Origin of the sequence: Variovorax trehalosi, from assembly GCF_051216415.1 — a bacterium.
GTDB lineage: Bacteria > Pseudomonadota > Gammaproteobacteria > Burkholderiales > Burkholderiaceae_C > Variovorax.
Window position 1 is genome coordinate 267,452 of sequence record NZ_JBPJZG010000004.1, and the last position, 14,654, is coordinate 282,105.

Annotated in this window: 15 protein-coding genes; 11 read left to right on the top strand and 4 right to left on the bottom strand. The window is 69.0% G+C overall.

Features of this window, described 5'->3' with window-relative positions; genetic code table 11:
• Window positions 1–103: 103 nt before the first annotated feature.
• Both ssb and ACSFA7_RS16900 read left to right on the top strand, forming a co-directional pair.
• Window positions 104–658, top strand: a complete 555-nt coding sequence (gene ssb / locus ACSFA7_RS16895) for a single-stranded DNA-binding protein (RefSeq protein WP_206179318.1) — start codon at window positions 104–106, stop codon at window positions 656–658.
• A 119-nt stretch (window positions 659–777) separates the two neighbouring features.
• A complete protein-coding gene (locus ACSFA7_RS16900; RefSeq protein ID WP_435500448.1) occupies window positions 778–2,766 on the top strand; it encodes a sensor histidine kinase in 1,989 nt (662 codons plus the stop codon).
• A 9-nt stretch (window positions 2,767–2,775) separates the two neighbouring features.
• On the opposite strand, the gene ACSFA7_RS16905 is transcribed toward ACSFA7_RS16900, so the two are convergent.
• Window positions 2,776–3,204, bottom strand: coding sequence for a GFA family protein (locus ACSFA7_RS16905; RefSeq protein WP_435500449.1), 429 nt, complete (start codon window positions 3,202–3,204; stop codon window positions 2,776–2,778).
• A gap of 30 nt (window positions 3,205–3,234) precedes the next feature.
• The gene (locus ACSFA7_RS16910; RefSeq protein ID WP_435500450.1) at window positions 3,235–3,948 is read right to left on the bottom strand and encodes a YebC/PmpR family DNA-binding transcriptional regulator; all 714 of its coding nucleotides are present in this window, start codon (window positions 3,946–3,948) and stop codon (window positions 3,235–3,237) included.
• A 127-nt stretch (window positions 3,949–4,075) separates the two neighbouring features.
• Between ACSFA7_RS16910 and ACSFA7_RS16915 the strand changes: the two genes are divergently transcribed.
• From ACSFA7_RS16915 to ACSFA7_RS16930, 4 genes are read left to right on the top strand one after another with little or no spacing between them, the layout of a single operon-like run.
• Window positions 4,076–4,921: an isocitrate lyase/PEP mutase family protein gene (locus ACSFA7_RS16915; protein WP_435500451.1), complete on the top strand. Its 846-nt coding sequence runs from the start codon at window positions 4,076–4,078 to the stop codon at window positions 4,919–4,921.
• Between the two features lie 39 nt (window positions 4,922–4,960).
• Window positions 4,961–5,719 (top strand): energy-coupling factor ABC transporter ATP-binding protein, encoded by a 759-nt coding sequence (locus tag ACSFA7_RS16920; RefSeq protein WP_435500452.1) that lies wholly within the window; start codon window positions 4,961–4,963, stop codon window positions 5,717–5,719.
• Window positions 5,712–6,305 (top strand): energy-coupling factor transporter transmembrane component T family protein, encoded by a 594-nt coding sequence (locus tag ACSFA7_RS16925; protein ID WP_435500453.1) that lies wholly within the window; start codon window positions 5,712–5,714, stop codon window positions 6,303–6,305. The genes ACSFA7_RS16920 and ACSFA7_RS16925 overlap by 8 nt, the downstream gene beginning before the upstream one ends.
• A 48-nt stretch (window positions 6,306–6,353) precedes the next feature.
• The gene (locus ACSFA7_RS16930; RefSeq protein WP_206176828.1) at window positions 6,354–6,932 is read left to right on the top strand and encodes a biotin transporter BioY; all 579 of its coding nucleotides are present in this window, start codon (window positions 6,354–6,356) and stop codon (window positions 6,930–6,932) included.
• Window positions 6,933–6,939: 7 nt separating this feature from the next.
• Here ACSFA7_RS16930 and ACSFA7_RS16935 read toward each other — a convergent pair whose 3' ends face one another.
• Window positions 6,940–7,410, bottom strand: coding sequence for a DUF6314 family protein (locus ACSFA7_RS16935; RefSeq protein WP_435500454.1), 471 nt, complete (start codon window positions 7,408–7,410; stop codon window positions 6,940–6,942).
• A gap of 255 nt (window positions 7,411–7,665) precedes the next feature.
• Between ACSFA7_RS16935 and ACSFA7_RS16940 the strand changes: the two genes are divergently transcribed.
• Window positions 7,666–8,046: a hypothetical protein gene (locus ACSFA7_RS16940; RefSeq protein WP_013538875.1), complete on the top strand. Its 381-nt coding sequence runs from the start codon at window positions 7,666–7,668 to the stop codon at window positions 8,044–8,046.
• Between the two features lie 87 nt (window positions 8,047–8,133).
• On the opposite strand, the gene ACSFA7_RS16945 is transcribed toward ACSFA7_RS16940, so the two are convergent.
• Window positions 8,134–9,165, bottom strand: coding sequence for a hypothetical protein (locus tag ACSFA7_RS16945; RefSeq protein ID WP_435500455.1), 1,032 nt, complete (start codon window positions 9,163–9,165; stop codon window positions 8,134–8,136).
• A gap of 273 nt (window positions 9,166–9,438) precedes the next feature.
• Here ACSFA7_RS16945 and ACSFA7_RS16950 point away from each other — a divergent pair, with 273 nt between their 5' ends.
• Genes ACSFA7_RS16950 through ACSFA7_RS16965 form a run of 4 tightly spaced genes read left to right on the top strand, consistent with a single transcriptional unit; the run spans window position 9,439 to window position 14,578 of the window.
• Complete coding sequence (locus tag ACSFA7_RS16950) at window positions 9,439–10,044, top strand: DUF6891 domain-containing protein (protein WP_435500456.1); 606 nt, start codon at window positions 9,439–9,441, stop codon at window positions 10,042–10,044.
• Window positions 10,017–11,885, top strand: a complete 1,869-nt coding sequence (locus ACSFA7_RS16955; RefSeq protein WP_435500457.1) for a VanW family protein — start codon at window positions 10,017–10,019, stop codon at window positions 11,883–11,885. The genes ACSFA7_RS16950 and ACSFA7_RS16955 overlap by 28 nt, the downstream gene beginning before the upstream one ends.
• Window positions 11,882–13,555, top strand: coding sequence for an FxLYD domain-containing protein (locus ACSFA7_RS16960; protein WP_435500458.1), 1,674 nt, complete (start codon window positions 11,882–11,884; stop codon window positions 13,553–13,555). The genes ACSFA7_RS16955 and ACSFA7_RS16960 overlap by 4 nt, the downstream gene beginning before the upstream one ends.
• Window positions 13,556–13,600: 45 nt before the next feature.
• A complete protein-coding gene (locus tag ACSFA7_RS16965) occupies window positions 13,601–14,578 on the top strand; it encodes an LLM class flavin-dependent oxidoreductase (RefSeq protein WP_280810541.1) in 978 nt (325 codons plus the stop codon).
• The last annotated feature ends 76 nt before the right edge of the window (window positions 14,579–14,654 follow it).

A 14,654-nucleotide genomic window follows, 5' to 3' on the forward strand; every position in this document is an offset into this window, starting at 1 on the left:
TCTGGCATCCGGGCGCGATGGCGCAGGCTCCGGCCGGCTGCCTTGGGGCACAATCTCCGGTTCTTTTTCCTCCTCCTTCATCTACTTATCAGGGGCAGTGCATATGGCATCGGTCAATAAAGTCATCGTCGTCGGCAATCTGGGGCGCGACCCCGAAATGCGTACCTTCCCGAGCGGCGACCAGGTCGCGAACGTCACAGTGGCCACCACCGATCGCTGGAAAGACAAGCAAAGCGGCGAAATGCGCGAAGCCACAGAGTGGCACCGCATCGTCTTCAACGGCCGCCTGGCCGAAATCGCCGGCCAGTACCTGCGCAAGGGCTCGCAGGTCTATGTCGAAGGCTCCTTGCGCACGCGCAAGTGGACCGACAAGGACGGCATCGAAAAGTACACCACCGAAATCCGCGCCGACCAGATGCAGATGCTGGGCAGCCGCCAGGGCCAGGGCGGCCCGTCGGGCGGTCCGGAAGATGACGGCGGGTATTCGCAAGGCGGCGGGGGCGGTGGCTACTCGCAGGGTGGCAATGGTGGCGGCGGCGGCGGTTACGCTCCCCGCGCTCCGGCTGCGGCACCCCGGGCGCCCTCGGCCGCGCCGCGCCAGGCACCGGCCAAGTCGTCGTCGGGCTTCGACGACATGGATGACGACATCCCGTTCTGATCCGACGGCTCTCTCCTGCATGACCGAAGCCCCCTCATTGCCGCTTCGGTCATGCGTCTTGCCCCGGACATCCTCGTCCCCGGCAATAACTTGAACCCCGTCCCGCAGTCCGCGCCCCGATGAACTTCCCCGTGGTGCGCCAACTGCATGCGTGGTTCTTCGACGGCTTCTCGAAATACCGCGCGGCTCCCCTCTGGGCCAACGTGGTGCTGGCCGTCTCCATCGCCCTCCTGGCGGTCATGATCGTCTTCTTCGGCGGCCCCTCCGCCGCGCCGGGCGTGCCGGCGACCCGGATCACCCACGCCGACTGGCAGGTCACCGAGGCGCCGGGCTTTCGCGAACCCTCGATCGTCATGGACAGCCGGGCGTTACCCGACACCTGGCAGCCCATCGAGCTGCCCCTGTCCCTGCCCATCGCGCTGCTGCGCCAGGCCGACGGCCGCTTCATCGCCAGCGCGACGCGCACCACCTGGCTGCGCGTGTCGGTGCGCGACCTGCCCGTTTCCACCGGTCCGCTCGCGCTGTACGGCGTGCGCATCAAGACCGACGGCACCATCGCGGTGTATGCCGACGGCCGGCTGGTCCACCGCGCGCAGGAGAACGGGCCGCTGTGGAACAGCACCCGCACGCCGCTGTGGGTGGTGATCGAGAAGACGCCCGATGCGGTGCCGCTGAAGGAAATCCTCATCCGCCTGGAGCACACCCGCAATGCACAGGTGGCGGTGTCCTCGCTGTGGCTGGGCCCGGTCGATTCGCTGAAGGACCGCTATGACAAGCGCCTGTGGTTCCAGCAGGACCTGCCCGCCATGCTCGGCGCTGCCTTCATGGCCGTGGGCCTGTTCGCGCTGTTCGTGTGGTTCCGGCGCCGGCACGAAACCGGCTACCTGCTTTTCTTCAACCTCGCGACCACCTCGTTCCTGCGCAGCCTGCATTTCTACGTAGGCCTGCCGGTGGCCAACGACTGGTTCGCGTGGCTCACGGTCAACTCGCTGTTCTGGCTGGTCGCGGTGGTGCACTTCGCGCTGCGCCAGTTGCACGGCCGCCGGCTCAAGTGGCTGACGTACGGCGTGGTCGGCTGGACCGCGCTGATCGGCGTGCTGACGCTGCCGGGCCTCGGCATCTTGACGAACACCCCGCAGGTCACACCGATCATCTACATCGGTGCGGCCTTCATGGGAGGTGCCGTTGCGCTGGTGGGCGGCATCAGCGCCTGGCGCCGCTCGAACGAGGGCCGATTGGTGGCAGCCGGTATCGGTGTGTGCGTGCTGCTGGGCCTGTCCGACTGGCTGCTGCAGAACAACTTCGCGAGCCCCGAGGGTTGGTATTTGGGGTCCTACACCAACGCCGTGACCTTCGCAGTCTTCGGCACGCTGATGTACCGGCGCTACGTCAACGCCATCGCCGAGGTGGAGCTGGTCAACGCCAGCCTCGCCGAGCGCCTGCAGGCCCGCGAGGCCGAGCTCGAGCAGAGCCACCGCCGGCTGCGCGAGGTGGAGAAGCGCCAGACCATCGGCGACGAGCGCCAGCGGCTGATGCAGGACATGCACGATGGCCTGGGCTCATCGCTCATCAGCGCGATCCGTTCGGTGGAGAACGGGCGCCTCAGCGACGAGAAGGTGTCGCACATCCTCAGAAGCTGTCTGGACGACCTGAAGCTCACCATCGATTCGATGGAGCCGCTCGAGGAAGACCTGCTGCTCCTGCTGGCCACGCTGCGCTACCGCCTCGGTCCCCGGCTCGAGGGCTCCGGCGTCGTGCTGCGCTGGGAGGTGCAGGAGATCCCGCCGATCGACTGGCTCGACCCGACCAGCGCGCTGCATATCCTGCGCATCGTGCAGGAGAGCATCGCCAACATCCTGCGCCACACGCGTGCCACCGAGATCCGCGTGGGCACCATGCCCGAGGCCGACGGCGTGCGCGTGACCATCCAGGACAACGGCCAGGGCTTCGACGTCGACAAGGCGATGGCCGAGGCCGGCGGGCGCGGCATGCAGAACCAGCTGCGCCGCGCGCAGGCCGTAGGCGGGGGCGTCAGCTGGCGCTCGGGGCCGACGGGCACGTTGTTCACGCTGTGGCTGCCGCTGCAGCGCAAGCCGCGGAAGGCTTGAAGCCCGCGCTCAGTCGGCGCCCGCGTGCCCCTGGTGCTGGGGGAGGTCGTCGTGGATGGTGAACCAAGGCGCCTTCGAGCCGACGAAGATGTGCGCGCTGGGGCGGATGGCCGGATCGTCGACCAGCGTGCCCAGGGTGACATGCACGAACATGCCCTCGCGCACCACCGAATAAAGGAACGAGCCGCACTTGCCGCAGTGGATGTCGCCGGCGTCTGCCTCGCCGTGGATCAGGATCTGGTCCGCGCCCTGCGTGAGCGCCAGCTTGTGCCGTTCGATGCCGGCAAAGGGCTTGAAGGCCGAGCCCGTCGCGCGCCGGCAGTCCGCGCAGTGGCAGTTGAGGGCATAGGTGAATTCGTCGGCCACCGCGTAGTGGACGGCGCCGCACAGGCACTTGCCGGCGAGGGTGCGGGCGGTCGATGCGTCGGGGCTCGTCACTTGCATCTCCCGCAACAACAGCAGAGGGCTTCAGCCCGCCAGGCCCACGTACACGTTCTGCACATCGTCGTTCGCGTCGATGGCCGCGAGGAAGACTTCGACTTCCTCCAGGTCCGCGGCGCTCAGGCTCGCCGGATCGACCGGGTTCTTCGGCTTGTAGCCGAGCTTGGCCGACAGCACGGTGAAGCCTTGCGCCGGCAGCGCGCGGCTCACGAGGTCCAGGTCGGTCGGGTCGGTCAGGAACACGGCGGCGTTGCTTTCGCCAGCCGGCTCGAAGTCCTGCGCACCGGCCTCGATGGCGGCGACTTCGGCGTCGGCCGTCGCATTCGCGGGCTCGGCTTCGATCATGCCGACGTGGTCGAAATCCCACGATACCGAGCCCGAGGTGCCCAGTTGCCCCTTGCGGAACAGCACGCGCATTTCAGGCGCGGTGCGGTTCACGTTGTCGGTGAGGCACTCGACCATCACCGGCACGCGGTGGGGCGCGAAGCCTTCGTAGATCACGTGTTCGAAATGCACCGCTTCGCCCGTGAGGCCCGCACCCTTCTTGATGGCCCGGTCCAGCGTGTCCTTGGGCATCGAGACCTTGCGGGCCTGCTCCACCACCAGCCGCAGGCGCGAATTGGAGGCCGGGTCGGCGCCGTTGCGCGCGGCCATCATGATTTCCTTGGCGAGCTTTCCGAACAGGCGGCCCTTGGCATTGGCGGCCAGGTCCTTGTGCTTTGCTTTCCACTGTGCGCCCATGGCTGATGTTCCTTCGATTCGGGGCGACTACTGTAGCCGCAGCGCGCCGGGCCGCAGTTTTCTCCAAGTTCCAGGGGCTGGGCGCCGCTACGCTCCTTCTCATATCCATCGATCCAGACGACACACCATGCCCTCCATCGAAACAAGACAACAGCGAACGGAAACCTTCCACCGGCTGCATGCAGGCCCCGCGCCCCTGGTGCTCGTGAACGCGTGGGACGCGGTCAGCGCGAGCATCGTCGAGCGCGCCGGGGCCAAGGCCATCGCCACCACCAGCGCAGGCATCGCATGGGCGCTGGGCTATTCGGACGGCGAGCGCATGCCGGTGGACGAACTGCTCGCGGCCACCGCGCGCATCTGCCGCGTGACCAGCCTGCCAGTCACCGTCGACATCGAACGCGGGTTCGGCGACAGCACGCAGGCCGTATGCGAGGTGGTGCGCGCGCTCATCGACATGGGCGTGGTCGGCGTGAACATCGAAGACGGCACGCTGCCCGGAACGCGGGAGCTCGCGCCGCCGGAGATCCTGTGCGAACGCATCGAGGCGCTGCGCCGGCTCGATGCGCGCTTCTTCATCAACGCCCGCACCGACACCTATTTCGTCGCCAACGACGATCCCGCCGCCCGCTACCAAGACACGCTGCGGCGCGCCCGGCTCTACGCATCGGCCGGCGCCGACGGCATCTTCGTGCCGGGCATGTCGAAGCTCGATGAAATCGCAGGTCTCGCTGCCGAGGTGCCGTTGCCGGTGAACGTCTATGCCGGCCACAGCCAGGCGCCGTCGGTCGTGGTGCTCGCAGGTGCCGGCGCGCGCCGCATCAGCCTGGGCTGCGGCCCGCTGCAGGCGGCGCTCGGACTGCTCGACCGCATCGCCGTCGAGGCCTTCGACGGCAGCGACGCCGGCTTTCGTGCGATGGGCGCGGGGATGCTGTCCGCAGGCGAGGTCAACGCATTTTTTTTCAGCGCGGCCTGAGAAAGGCGCAGGAAGGGCTTGGGGTACAGTGGCGACCCCTTGCCGCAGCCGACCCCTACCGACCCCCTCGTCCCGTACAGCATCCGCCTCGAATCGGTCACGCTGGTTCGCGGCGAACAGCGCGTTTTCGACGGCCTGACGCTCAGCCTCGACGAAGCGCGCATCGGCCTCGTCGGCGACAACGGCGCTGGCAAGAGCAGCCTGTTCCGCCTCATCAGCGGGCTCGACCAGCCGCAGCAGGGGCGCGTCGTGGTGCATGGCTGCGATACACAGGGGGCCCAGGCCGACCGCCGCCAGCTCTCGCAGCATGTGGGGCTGATGTTCCAGAACCCCGACGACCAGATCATCTTTCCCACCGTGGCCGAGGAGCTTGCGTTCAGCCTCACCGCGCGCGGTGAAACGCGGCACGTGGCACGCGAGCGGGCGCGTGAGTTTCTGGCGCAGCGCGGGCTCGCGGCGTGGGCCGGGCGCGCCATCGGCGAACTCAGCCAGGGGCAGCGGCAGCAGGTGTGCCTGCTCGCGCTGCAGATCGGCCAGCCCGCCACGCTGCTGCTCGACGAGCCCTTCGCGAGCCTCGACCTGCTGAGCCAGGCGCGGCTGGCGGCGCAGCTCGAAGCCACCGGCCAGCAGATCGTCGTCTCCACGCACTTGCTCGAACACGTATACGACTTCGAGCGCGTGCTGTGGCTCGAACAGGGCAGGGTGCGCGCCGACGGGCCGGGGCGCGAAGTCTGCGAGGCCTATGCCGAGAACGTGCGCCAGCGCGCCGAGGCCGAGCGGGGCGCCGGCCGTGCGTAGCCTCTATTCGTCGCATCCGACCTGGATGCACGCGCTGCCGGCGTGGGTCAAGCTCGCGGTGCTGTCGGTGTGCGGCACGCTGCTGGTGCTGGTCGAGCGGCCCGTGCACCTGGGCATCGCGTGCATCGTGGTGCTGCTGCTCTTCGCATCGCTCGGCCGCACGGCGTGGCTGCGTGTGCGGATGCTGGCGGGCATCGCGATCGCCTGCGCGCTGATCGTGGGCTTTCACTGGTTCCTGGGAACGACCTTGCTCGGCGTGGCGAGCGCGCTGCGCCTGGCCAGCGCGACCGTGCTCGCGCTGATGCTGACGCTCACCACGCGCTTCGAAGACCTGCTGGCCGTGCTCGAGACCGTGATGCAGCCGCTGCAGCGCTTCGGCGTGCCGACCGAGCGGATCGCTCTCGGCATCGGCCTGATGCTTCGCTTTGCCGAGAACTTCTATGTGCAGTGGCAGCGTCTGGACGACGCCTACCGCGCTCGCGCGGGCCACGGCGGCGGGCTGCGGCTGCTGGCGCCACTGACCATCCGCACGCTGCAGACCGCCGAACGGGTGGCCGATGCGCTGGCTGCGCGGCTGGGGCGCTAGCCCGCGCGCGGCGCAGAATCCGACGAACACCCCTCTTCCGAATCCGACATGACCACCACCGGCTCCATCACCTCGTCCCGCTCGCTCTCGTACATCGCGCTGTTCGCCGCACTGATGGCGGTGTTCGGCCTGATCCCGAAGGTCGATCTGCCGTTCGGCGTGCCGATCACGCTGCAGTCGCTGGGCGTGATGCTGGCCGGCTGCCTGCTGGGGCCGCGGCGCGGCTTCTTCGCGATTGCGCTGTTCCTGCTGGCGGTGGCGCTCGGACTGCCGCTGCTGCCGGGCGGGCGCGGCGGGCTGGCGGTGTTCGTCGCGCCGGCCGGGGGCTTCCTGTTTGGCTGGATGTTCGGCGCCTTTGCCTGCGGCCTCCTGATGCGCCGCATGGCCGGCGCGACCGGCAAGGGGCTGCTGGCCGCGGCGTTTTTCGCGTCGGTGGTCGGCGGCATCGTCGTGGTCTATGCCTTCGGCATCGTGGGGCTCTCGCTGATCGCCCACATGTCGCTCACGCAGGCGGCGCTGGCGATGCTGGTCTTCATTCCCGGCGACCTCATCAAGTGCGGCATCTGCGCCATGCTCGTGCAGACGGTGATGCGCGGCATGCCGAGCTGGCGGCTCGACCGGGATTGACGGATCGCTACAGGCCGCGCCGCTTGAACACGGTGCGCGAGAGGTAGTCCTTGCGCGGGCCCTTCACCAGGTGCTCGATGACGAACGAGCCGTCCGCACGGAACCGGTAGACGCTGTCGTACTGGTCGGCAATGCAGAGGTGGCCGGCCGATCCCACGAGTTCGTCGCCTTCTCGCACGATGGCGATGGCGTGGAAGAGGCGCAGCGGGGTCTCGGCGAAGAAGACCGAGAAACCGTCCGGGCTGCGTTCGAAGACGTACTCCCGGTGCCCGTCTAACGCCTGCCCATCGGGCAACTGAATCCGGCCCTCTTCGCGGTATTTCAGCTGGTCGGTGTCGAGCCGCGCGAACCGGGCGGTCCCGACCATCGTGGCCTTGCCCTCGATCGTGCGGTCCATGTCCCAAGTGCCTTCCAGCAGGTCGAAGACCGAGTCCGGCGTGCCCCAGGAGGCAAGGGGCGGGAGAGGCGTCGTTTCCATGCGCGAACTGTAGGTCAAACCGAAGTTCGCTGACCTTTGAGCATTGATTGTTTCCGTTCCGTGAACGCCGCGGTTCCTTTTGCTAAGGGTTTTCACGTAGATGGCGTCGCACAATACATCCACAGACGGCCCCCAAGCCGATCTGGGTGAACAGGGCCCCGAGCGAGGTGGCCGCCCCCGGAGGGACGGTGACCCACCCAAGACCGGTTCGAAATCATCCGAAGCAAAAACTGAACTGAATTGAAGGAAATCCAAATGACCGCCTCGAAGATCCTCTCCGCCGTTGCTGTTGCCCTGATGGCTGTTGCCGGTGCCGCCCACGCTGAAAGCTATGACGGCGTGCACCAACTGACCTCGGCCGCCAGCCGCGCCGACGTCGCCAGCCAGGCCGTGGTTGCCGCGCACAGCGCCAACCCGTACGCCACCGGCGCCAATGCAGGTCCTGCGCAAGTGTTCGTCTCGTCGACCAGCCGCGCTGCCGTCCGTTCGGAAGCCGTTGCCGCCGCACACAGCGCCGACCCGTACGCCGAAGGCGCATCGGCTGGCGTGGCTCCGCTGGTCGCCAGCACCGTGGACCGCAATGCCGTCCGCGCCGCAGCCCGCGCTGCCGCTCGCGGCGACGCACTGCCGCTGTAATCCTCCAGGAGCACCAGCTCTTGTCGAAGCCGGCCCTGCGAAAGCAGGGGCCGGCTTTTTCTTGTCGTCTCGTTTCGGACGCCTGGGTCAGCGCGCGGCCAGCAGCCGCAGGCCGGCGAGGACGAAGGGCGCGCTGTCCGGCCCGGCCGCTTCGTGCAGCGTGACGAACCACTGCGCCGGCGCGTCGTTGGGAGCGGGGCGCGCGCAAAGCTCGCACCCATAGAGCACCCGGCCGGCGCGCGTCGTGTCGTCGCGCACGGCAACCGCCTCGTCGCAGCATTCGTCCGCCAGGGTCCAGTGGCCATCGGTTTCGCTGTGGACCGCCCGCCGCATCAGCCGCACGGCGATGCGCTCCGGCGCCACCGTGCGCTCGCCGCTGTGGGCCTCGGGCACGGTCGCGAGCAGGCGCAGTTCGAGCGGCTCGCCGACGCGAAAGCCTTCCCCGCGTTCCAGCGACATGCCGCTCAATGCCACGCGCACGCGGCGCCGCTCGCGCCAGGTCGTGGCGACGAACACCACCGTCAGCACCGAGAACATCGCGAACACCGGCAGGCCGACCGCCATCCAGAGCCACTGCCACCCGCCGGCCAGCGCCCAGGTCATCGCCCTGAGGCCGAAGACCGCGAAAAAGGCCAGCAACGCAAGCGCAATGAGCCACGCCACCCAGTCGCCGATGGATCTGCGCACGCGTTCCATGGCTTGCGGTGCATCGGAGGTCCATTCGGTGGGCAGCGTTTCATCGACCGGTGGCAGGCTGGCCGATCGAGGATCGGGCCATGGTGTCCAGAAGTCGTCGGCTGCGTTTTCCAGCGCAATCCATTGGAGATCGGCCCACGCCGGCAGGTAGGCGGTGGCGGTTTCCTCGCCTTCCACCCGCAGCGTGGTGCCTTTCGCGCCATCGGCCGCCGCCTCCTCGAAGCCGCGCGGGTACACGCCGGGCGCCCGGTGCATCAGCCGTTCCCGCAGATCGACGATCAACGTGTCGCCGCCGACCTCCACCGCCTGGTAGCGTCCATCGGGCGAGACGTACCCGTACCCCGGCGTCTGCGTGGACAGATGGGCGATGCGTGCGACGGACGGATGAAGGCGGGCCATGGAAGAGGCGACGAGCATAGCCATGCATCCGGCGTTTCCATGTGGCCCCATGCCGGTGCGCCACCAGGCCGAAAGTTCGTGCAGGCCGGCCGTGCGGCGGACGGCGAGGGGGCCAAAAGGCGCATTGCCTTGCCGCAGCGCATCAATCATGATGGCGACGCGGAAGGGATGACCTCCCGACTTCATGCTTTCGCATTACTGCGCCACTGTGGTGCGGACACGCGAAAATACGACGACGTTTCCGCCAGGAAAAATGAAAGCATGACCCGTCGCCCGTGACGCGACAACCCAACACGCATGGCTCTAACACTAGCCCCTGAAGATACGCGCGGACGCATTCACGATCTGGTGTGGTGCGGCTTCTATCCCGATGCCGATGTCGAGTGGATGATCACCGACGAGTATCTCGACCCCGACGAGCTCACGAGCGAAGACAGGGCCTGGGTCAAGGCCGAGGCGGCCAGCATCTGCGCCGCCAAGCACGCGGCCGAGGCCGAGTGGCCGGCAGAGACCGAGTACGACCGGCTCGAAGCCGTGTTCGCCCAGCTGCGCAGCGAAAAGGTCATCGCCCTGCACCGCGCCGGCAACACGCTTTCCGACGGCCACGACGACGTGCGCGAGCATTGGCGTGCGGCGGGGCGCCTCGCCTCCGGCATTCGGGGCTGCTGCTTCTATCACTCGCAGGACCTGGACACGGCCGTGCACACCGGCCGTCTGCATCTGGCATTCAGCGGCGGGATGATTCCCGAGATCGAGCAGCGCGAGGCCAACACCGTGGTGATCGGCCACCGCATCGTCGAGCTACTGCGCGCGGCCGGTTTCGAGGCGCACTGGAGCGGCAACATCAACGAACGCATCGAGGTCGACCTCGGCCAATGGCGCAAGCGAGGCCCTTCGGTGTGAGCGTGCGGGCCTGGCAGCCGCCGCGCCGCATCGAGGCCATCGATTTCTGGCTGCGCTCCCGTCTGCTGGCCAGTGCCCACGCGCTGCGCGAGGCGCTGCGGCCTTCAGCCCGGCGCTGGCATGGCGATGCCCATGCATTGGCCGACGCGCCGGTGCTCGCGCAGTACCGCACCCCGCTGTGGTCCGACGGACGCGCGGACGAATTTCCCCTGGTGGCCGGCAAGGTGCAGAACCTGCGCGTGGCGCGCGGTGCCTTCGACGCCATCGAGGTGCCGGCCGGCGAACTGCTGAGCTTCTGGCGCCAGCTGGGCCGGCCGAGCGCTTCGCGCGGCTTCGTGCAGGGCCGCGAACTGCGCGGCGGCTGCGTGGTGCCCACGCTGGCCGGGGGCCTCTGCCAACTCTCGAATGCGCTCGCCACCGTGGCGTCCCGCGCCGGGCTCGAACTGGTGGAGCGCCACGGGCACACGGCGCGCATCGAACAGGCCGCCGATGCGCCGGGCGATGCCGTGGATGCGACGGTGTTCTGGAACTACGTCGATCTCAAGCTGCGCGCAAAGCACGCGTGGCGGCTCGAGGTCGAGCTGACTTCCGACGAGCTGGTGCTGCGCATCCGCGCGCGCTCGCCGCTCGCGATGCCCGCTGTGCCGATGGCGCTGCGACGAGCGGGGGAAGAGGGCGCCAGCACTGCAGCGCCACTGCCGCTGGCGCGTGGCTGCCTCAGCTGCGACCAGACGGCCTGCTTCCGGCATCGCTCGCTCCCTGCCGTGGCGCAACAGGGGCGCACGGCCGTCCTGCTCGATGCATGGACGCCCGAGTTCGCGCGCTATCTCGGCGAACACCATGCCGGCGCCGACCGCATGCAGCCGGTGCCGCTGCGGCTTGCGTTCTGGCGCGCCGGGCCGGCCACGGGCTGGCGCAGGGAAGCCGTCGCGGATGGCGCCGCCTCCGTTCAGTCGCCGTGGTGGACCAGCCTGCGCCGCACCGTGTGGCAGCGTCTTTGGGCGCGGCACGCGGGCCGGCGGCAGGGCAGCCTGATCGACGGGCAACGCTGGCTGGCGCTGGCCTTCGCCGCACGCCTGAAGCCCGAGCACACGCAACTCGTGATCGATCAAGCGCTGCTGCCGCATCTGCAGCAGCTCGGCGCGCTCGACGGCCGCCGCACCACGGTGCTGGCCAGCGCCTTGCCGATGGCGGAGATCGAACGCCGGCTCGATGCGGCCGCACGACGCTGGCCCGACGACGCCACGCTGCGCGACTTTCGTGCGGATGCCGCGTTCGTGCAGGCCGAGGCCGCGGCGTTGGTGCGGGCTGAGATGGTGGTCACGCCGCATGCCGGGGTGGGCGCGCATCTGGCCGCGATGGCGCCGCGGGCGGCATCGTTGCGGCTCGATTGGATGCTGCCTGCCGCTCGCGGCATCGATGTTGCGGTTGCCGCGCCACCGCTGATCGTGTTCGCCGCGAGTGCGCTCGCGCGAAAGGGCGCGCGCGAACTGGCCGCGGCGCTGCAAGGCTGGCCGTGCCGCCTGCGCGTGCTCGGATCGCCGTCGGACGATGCGCAGCTCTGGCGCGGCATCGACAGCGTCGAGCACATGCACTGGCGGGTCGACGGCTTGAGCGGCGCCCGCGTGGTGGTGCTGCCCGCGCACATCGAGCACGCACCGCGCGCGCTGCTGCGCGCCCTGGCGGCCGGCCTGCCGGTGGTGGCATCGAGCGCCTGCGGCCTCGCCGGACTGCCCGGCGTGCGCGAAGTGGCGGCGGGCGATGTGGAGGGTCTGCGTGCGGCATTGAAGAATGCCTACCACGCGGACGACGACAACAAGAACGACGAAAGCGCTTCATGACCATCGATCTCCAGACGCTCAAGTGCGGCGAATGCGGCAGCAGCGTGCTCAAGCGCACCGGCCTCAATGAATACACCTGCGATCACTGCGGCTCGGTCACGCTGGTGGAAGACAACGTCTCCGACCGCCTCGAACGGGTGCTGAACCAGGTCAAGAACGAAGCGGGCCGGCGGCTTGCGGCCGAAGAGGCACTGCGGCAGAAGCTGATGCTGCGCAAGGTCGGCATCGGTATTGCCGTCGTGCTGGCCGTGGTGCTGGTGGCGCGCATCGCCGAGCTGCTGATCGCGTCGCGCAGCCCCGCCGATGCGCGGCCCGTGGTGGCCGCCATCGTCGACCGCACGATCCCGGAGGACGGCCTGAAGCTGGGTGAGCCGCGGCAGGTGCTGGTGGGCAGCGGCAGTTCGGCACAGCCCAAGCTGCTGGTGGTGGCGCGCAATGAGACCGGCAAGCCGCTGTCGCGTGCGGGCATCCGGGCGACCTACTACGACGGCGACAGCAAGGTCGACGAGCGCACCGAGACGCTGCCGACCTTCGTGCTGGAGCCGGGCGAGAGCGCGCCCACGCTGATCGACATGCCGAACGGGAAGAACGTGACGCGGCAGACGCTGCAGGTGCAGAAACTCGCCGAGCCCTACAACGCGGTGGAGGGGCCGCGCATGACCTTCTCGCGCGTGCGCCTGGTGCAGCAAGGCGACCGCGTGCGGTTGGTGGGCCGCATCGACAACACGCGCAAGGACGCGGCCATCGTCGGCGGCATCGACGTGCTCGCCACGCTGTACGACGACGCCGGACAGGTGATCGGCTTCGGCCATGGCTATGCGCAGGCGAGCGAGCTCAAGCCCGGCGCGCAGACGTCGGTGGACGTGAGCGTCGCCCGCTTTGGCCGTGCGGCGGCGATCGCGGCCTGGGACTACCGCATCGGCTACAACCTCGTCGAGGCGTCCGGTTCGCGCACGCCGGTGCTCAACGCCGACCGGGTGATCCGCACCGCGGCCGGGCCGGAAAGCTTCAACCCCGACCTGCGCCTGGGCACCGAAGACCTGCTGGCCGATGACAGCGAGCGCTTCGATCCGAAGGATCTCGAACTGCTGCCGCTGGTCGACGGGCGCAACAACATCCAGCAGCGGCTCTTTCTCGGCGAGCTGGTCAACCGCAGCACCGATGCGATCGTGCTCGCGCCGGGCGGCGTGATCTCGCGCTTCAGCGGCAGCAAGGCGCATGGCACGACGAACATCACGGGGCTCGCTTACCTCTATCCGGGCGAGCGCTTCCCGATCTTCCTGGAGCCCGAGGACATGGAGCGCTTCACCTCGACCCGCATCGAATGGAAGCCGATGCGCCGCGCCGCGTTGCCGGGGCCGCGCAAGCCGCTCGAAGTGAAGGTGACCGGCACCAAGGCGGAGCTCGGCAGCGTGCTGCTGAACTTCAGCCAGCGCTTCACCTACAAGAGCGTGGAGGTCACGGGCAGCGTGAAGAACCCGGGCAACGCCATCATCGGCAAGGTGCGGCTGTGGGTGAGCCTGCGCGACCGCAACGGGCAGCTCACCGGCTTCAAGATGGTGGAGAACCTGCCGGCCATCGCGCCGGGCGAAAGCGTGCCGTTCCAGGTGGACATCACGCAGAACGGCCGGGACTTCGCGAGCGTGACGACGCTATACCAAACCGAATAGCCCCTGCGGCGGCGGCGGCGGGCGCTTCGCGCCATGATGGCGCCCATGATTCCGTTCTCGATCCTCGACCTCTCCCCCATCACCGAGGGCAGCGACGCCGCGCAGTCGTTCCGCAACTCGCTCTCGCTGGCGCAGCACGGCGAAAAGCTAGGCTACACGCGCTACTGGCTCGCCGAGCACCACGGCATGCCGGGCATCGCGAGTGCGGCGACGGCGGTGCTGCTGTCGTACATCGGGGCGGGCACCTCGTCGATCCGCATCGGCGCCGGCGGCGTGATGCTGCCGAACCATTCGCCGCTGGTGATCGCCGAACAGTTCGGCACGCTGGCCTCGCTGTACCCGGGGCGCATCGACCTGGGGCTCGGACGGGCGCCGGGCTCCGACCAGCGCACCGCGCGCGCCCTGCGCCGCAACCTCGAATCGGACGCCGACCAGTTCCCGCAGGACGTGGTCGAGCTGATGGATTTCATGTCGAAGACGCCGCAGCAGCCCGTGCGGGCCGTGCCCGGCGAGGGGCTCGAGGTGCCGGTGTGGATCCTCGGCTCCAGCACCTTCGGCGCGCAGCTGGCGGCGCACCTGGGCCTGCCCTATGCGTTTGCCTCGCACTTCGCGCCGCAGCAGATCATGCAGGCCATCCAGATCTACCGCGAGACCTTCAAGCCCTCGGCGCAGCTGAAGAAGCCGTACGTGATGCTGGGCTTCAACGTGTTCGCGGCCGACACCGACGAGGAGGCCGAATTTCGCGCCACCTCGTGGCAGCAGGCCTTCGTGAACCTGCGCAGCGGCCGGCCCGGCCGCCTGCCGCCGCCGGTGGAGAACTACCGCCAGAAGGTGGGCCCGGCCGAGAACGCGCTGCTCGACTCGGTGCTCTCGTGCTCGGCGGTCGGCTCGGTCGAGACGGTGCGCCAGGGCGTGGAGGCCTTCGTCGCGCGCACCGGGGCCGACGAGCTGATGATCACCTCGCAGGTGTTCGACCACGCGGCGCGGCTGCGCTCCTACGAGCTGCTGGCCGGCATCCGCTAGGGCGCACTTCGCCGCATCCGGGGCGGATTTCCCCCACGCCGCAAGCCGCTACCCCAGGGCTGGGACAATGGCGGGC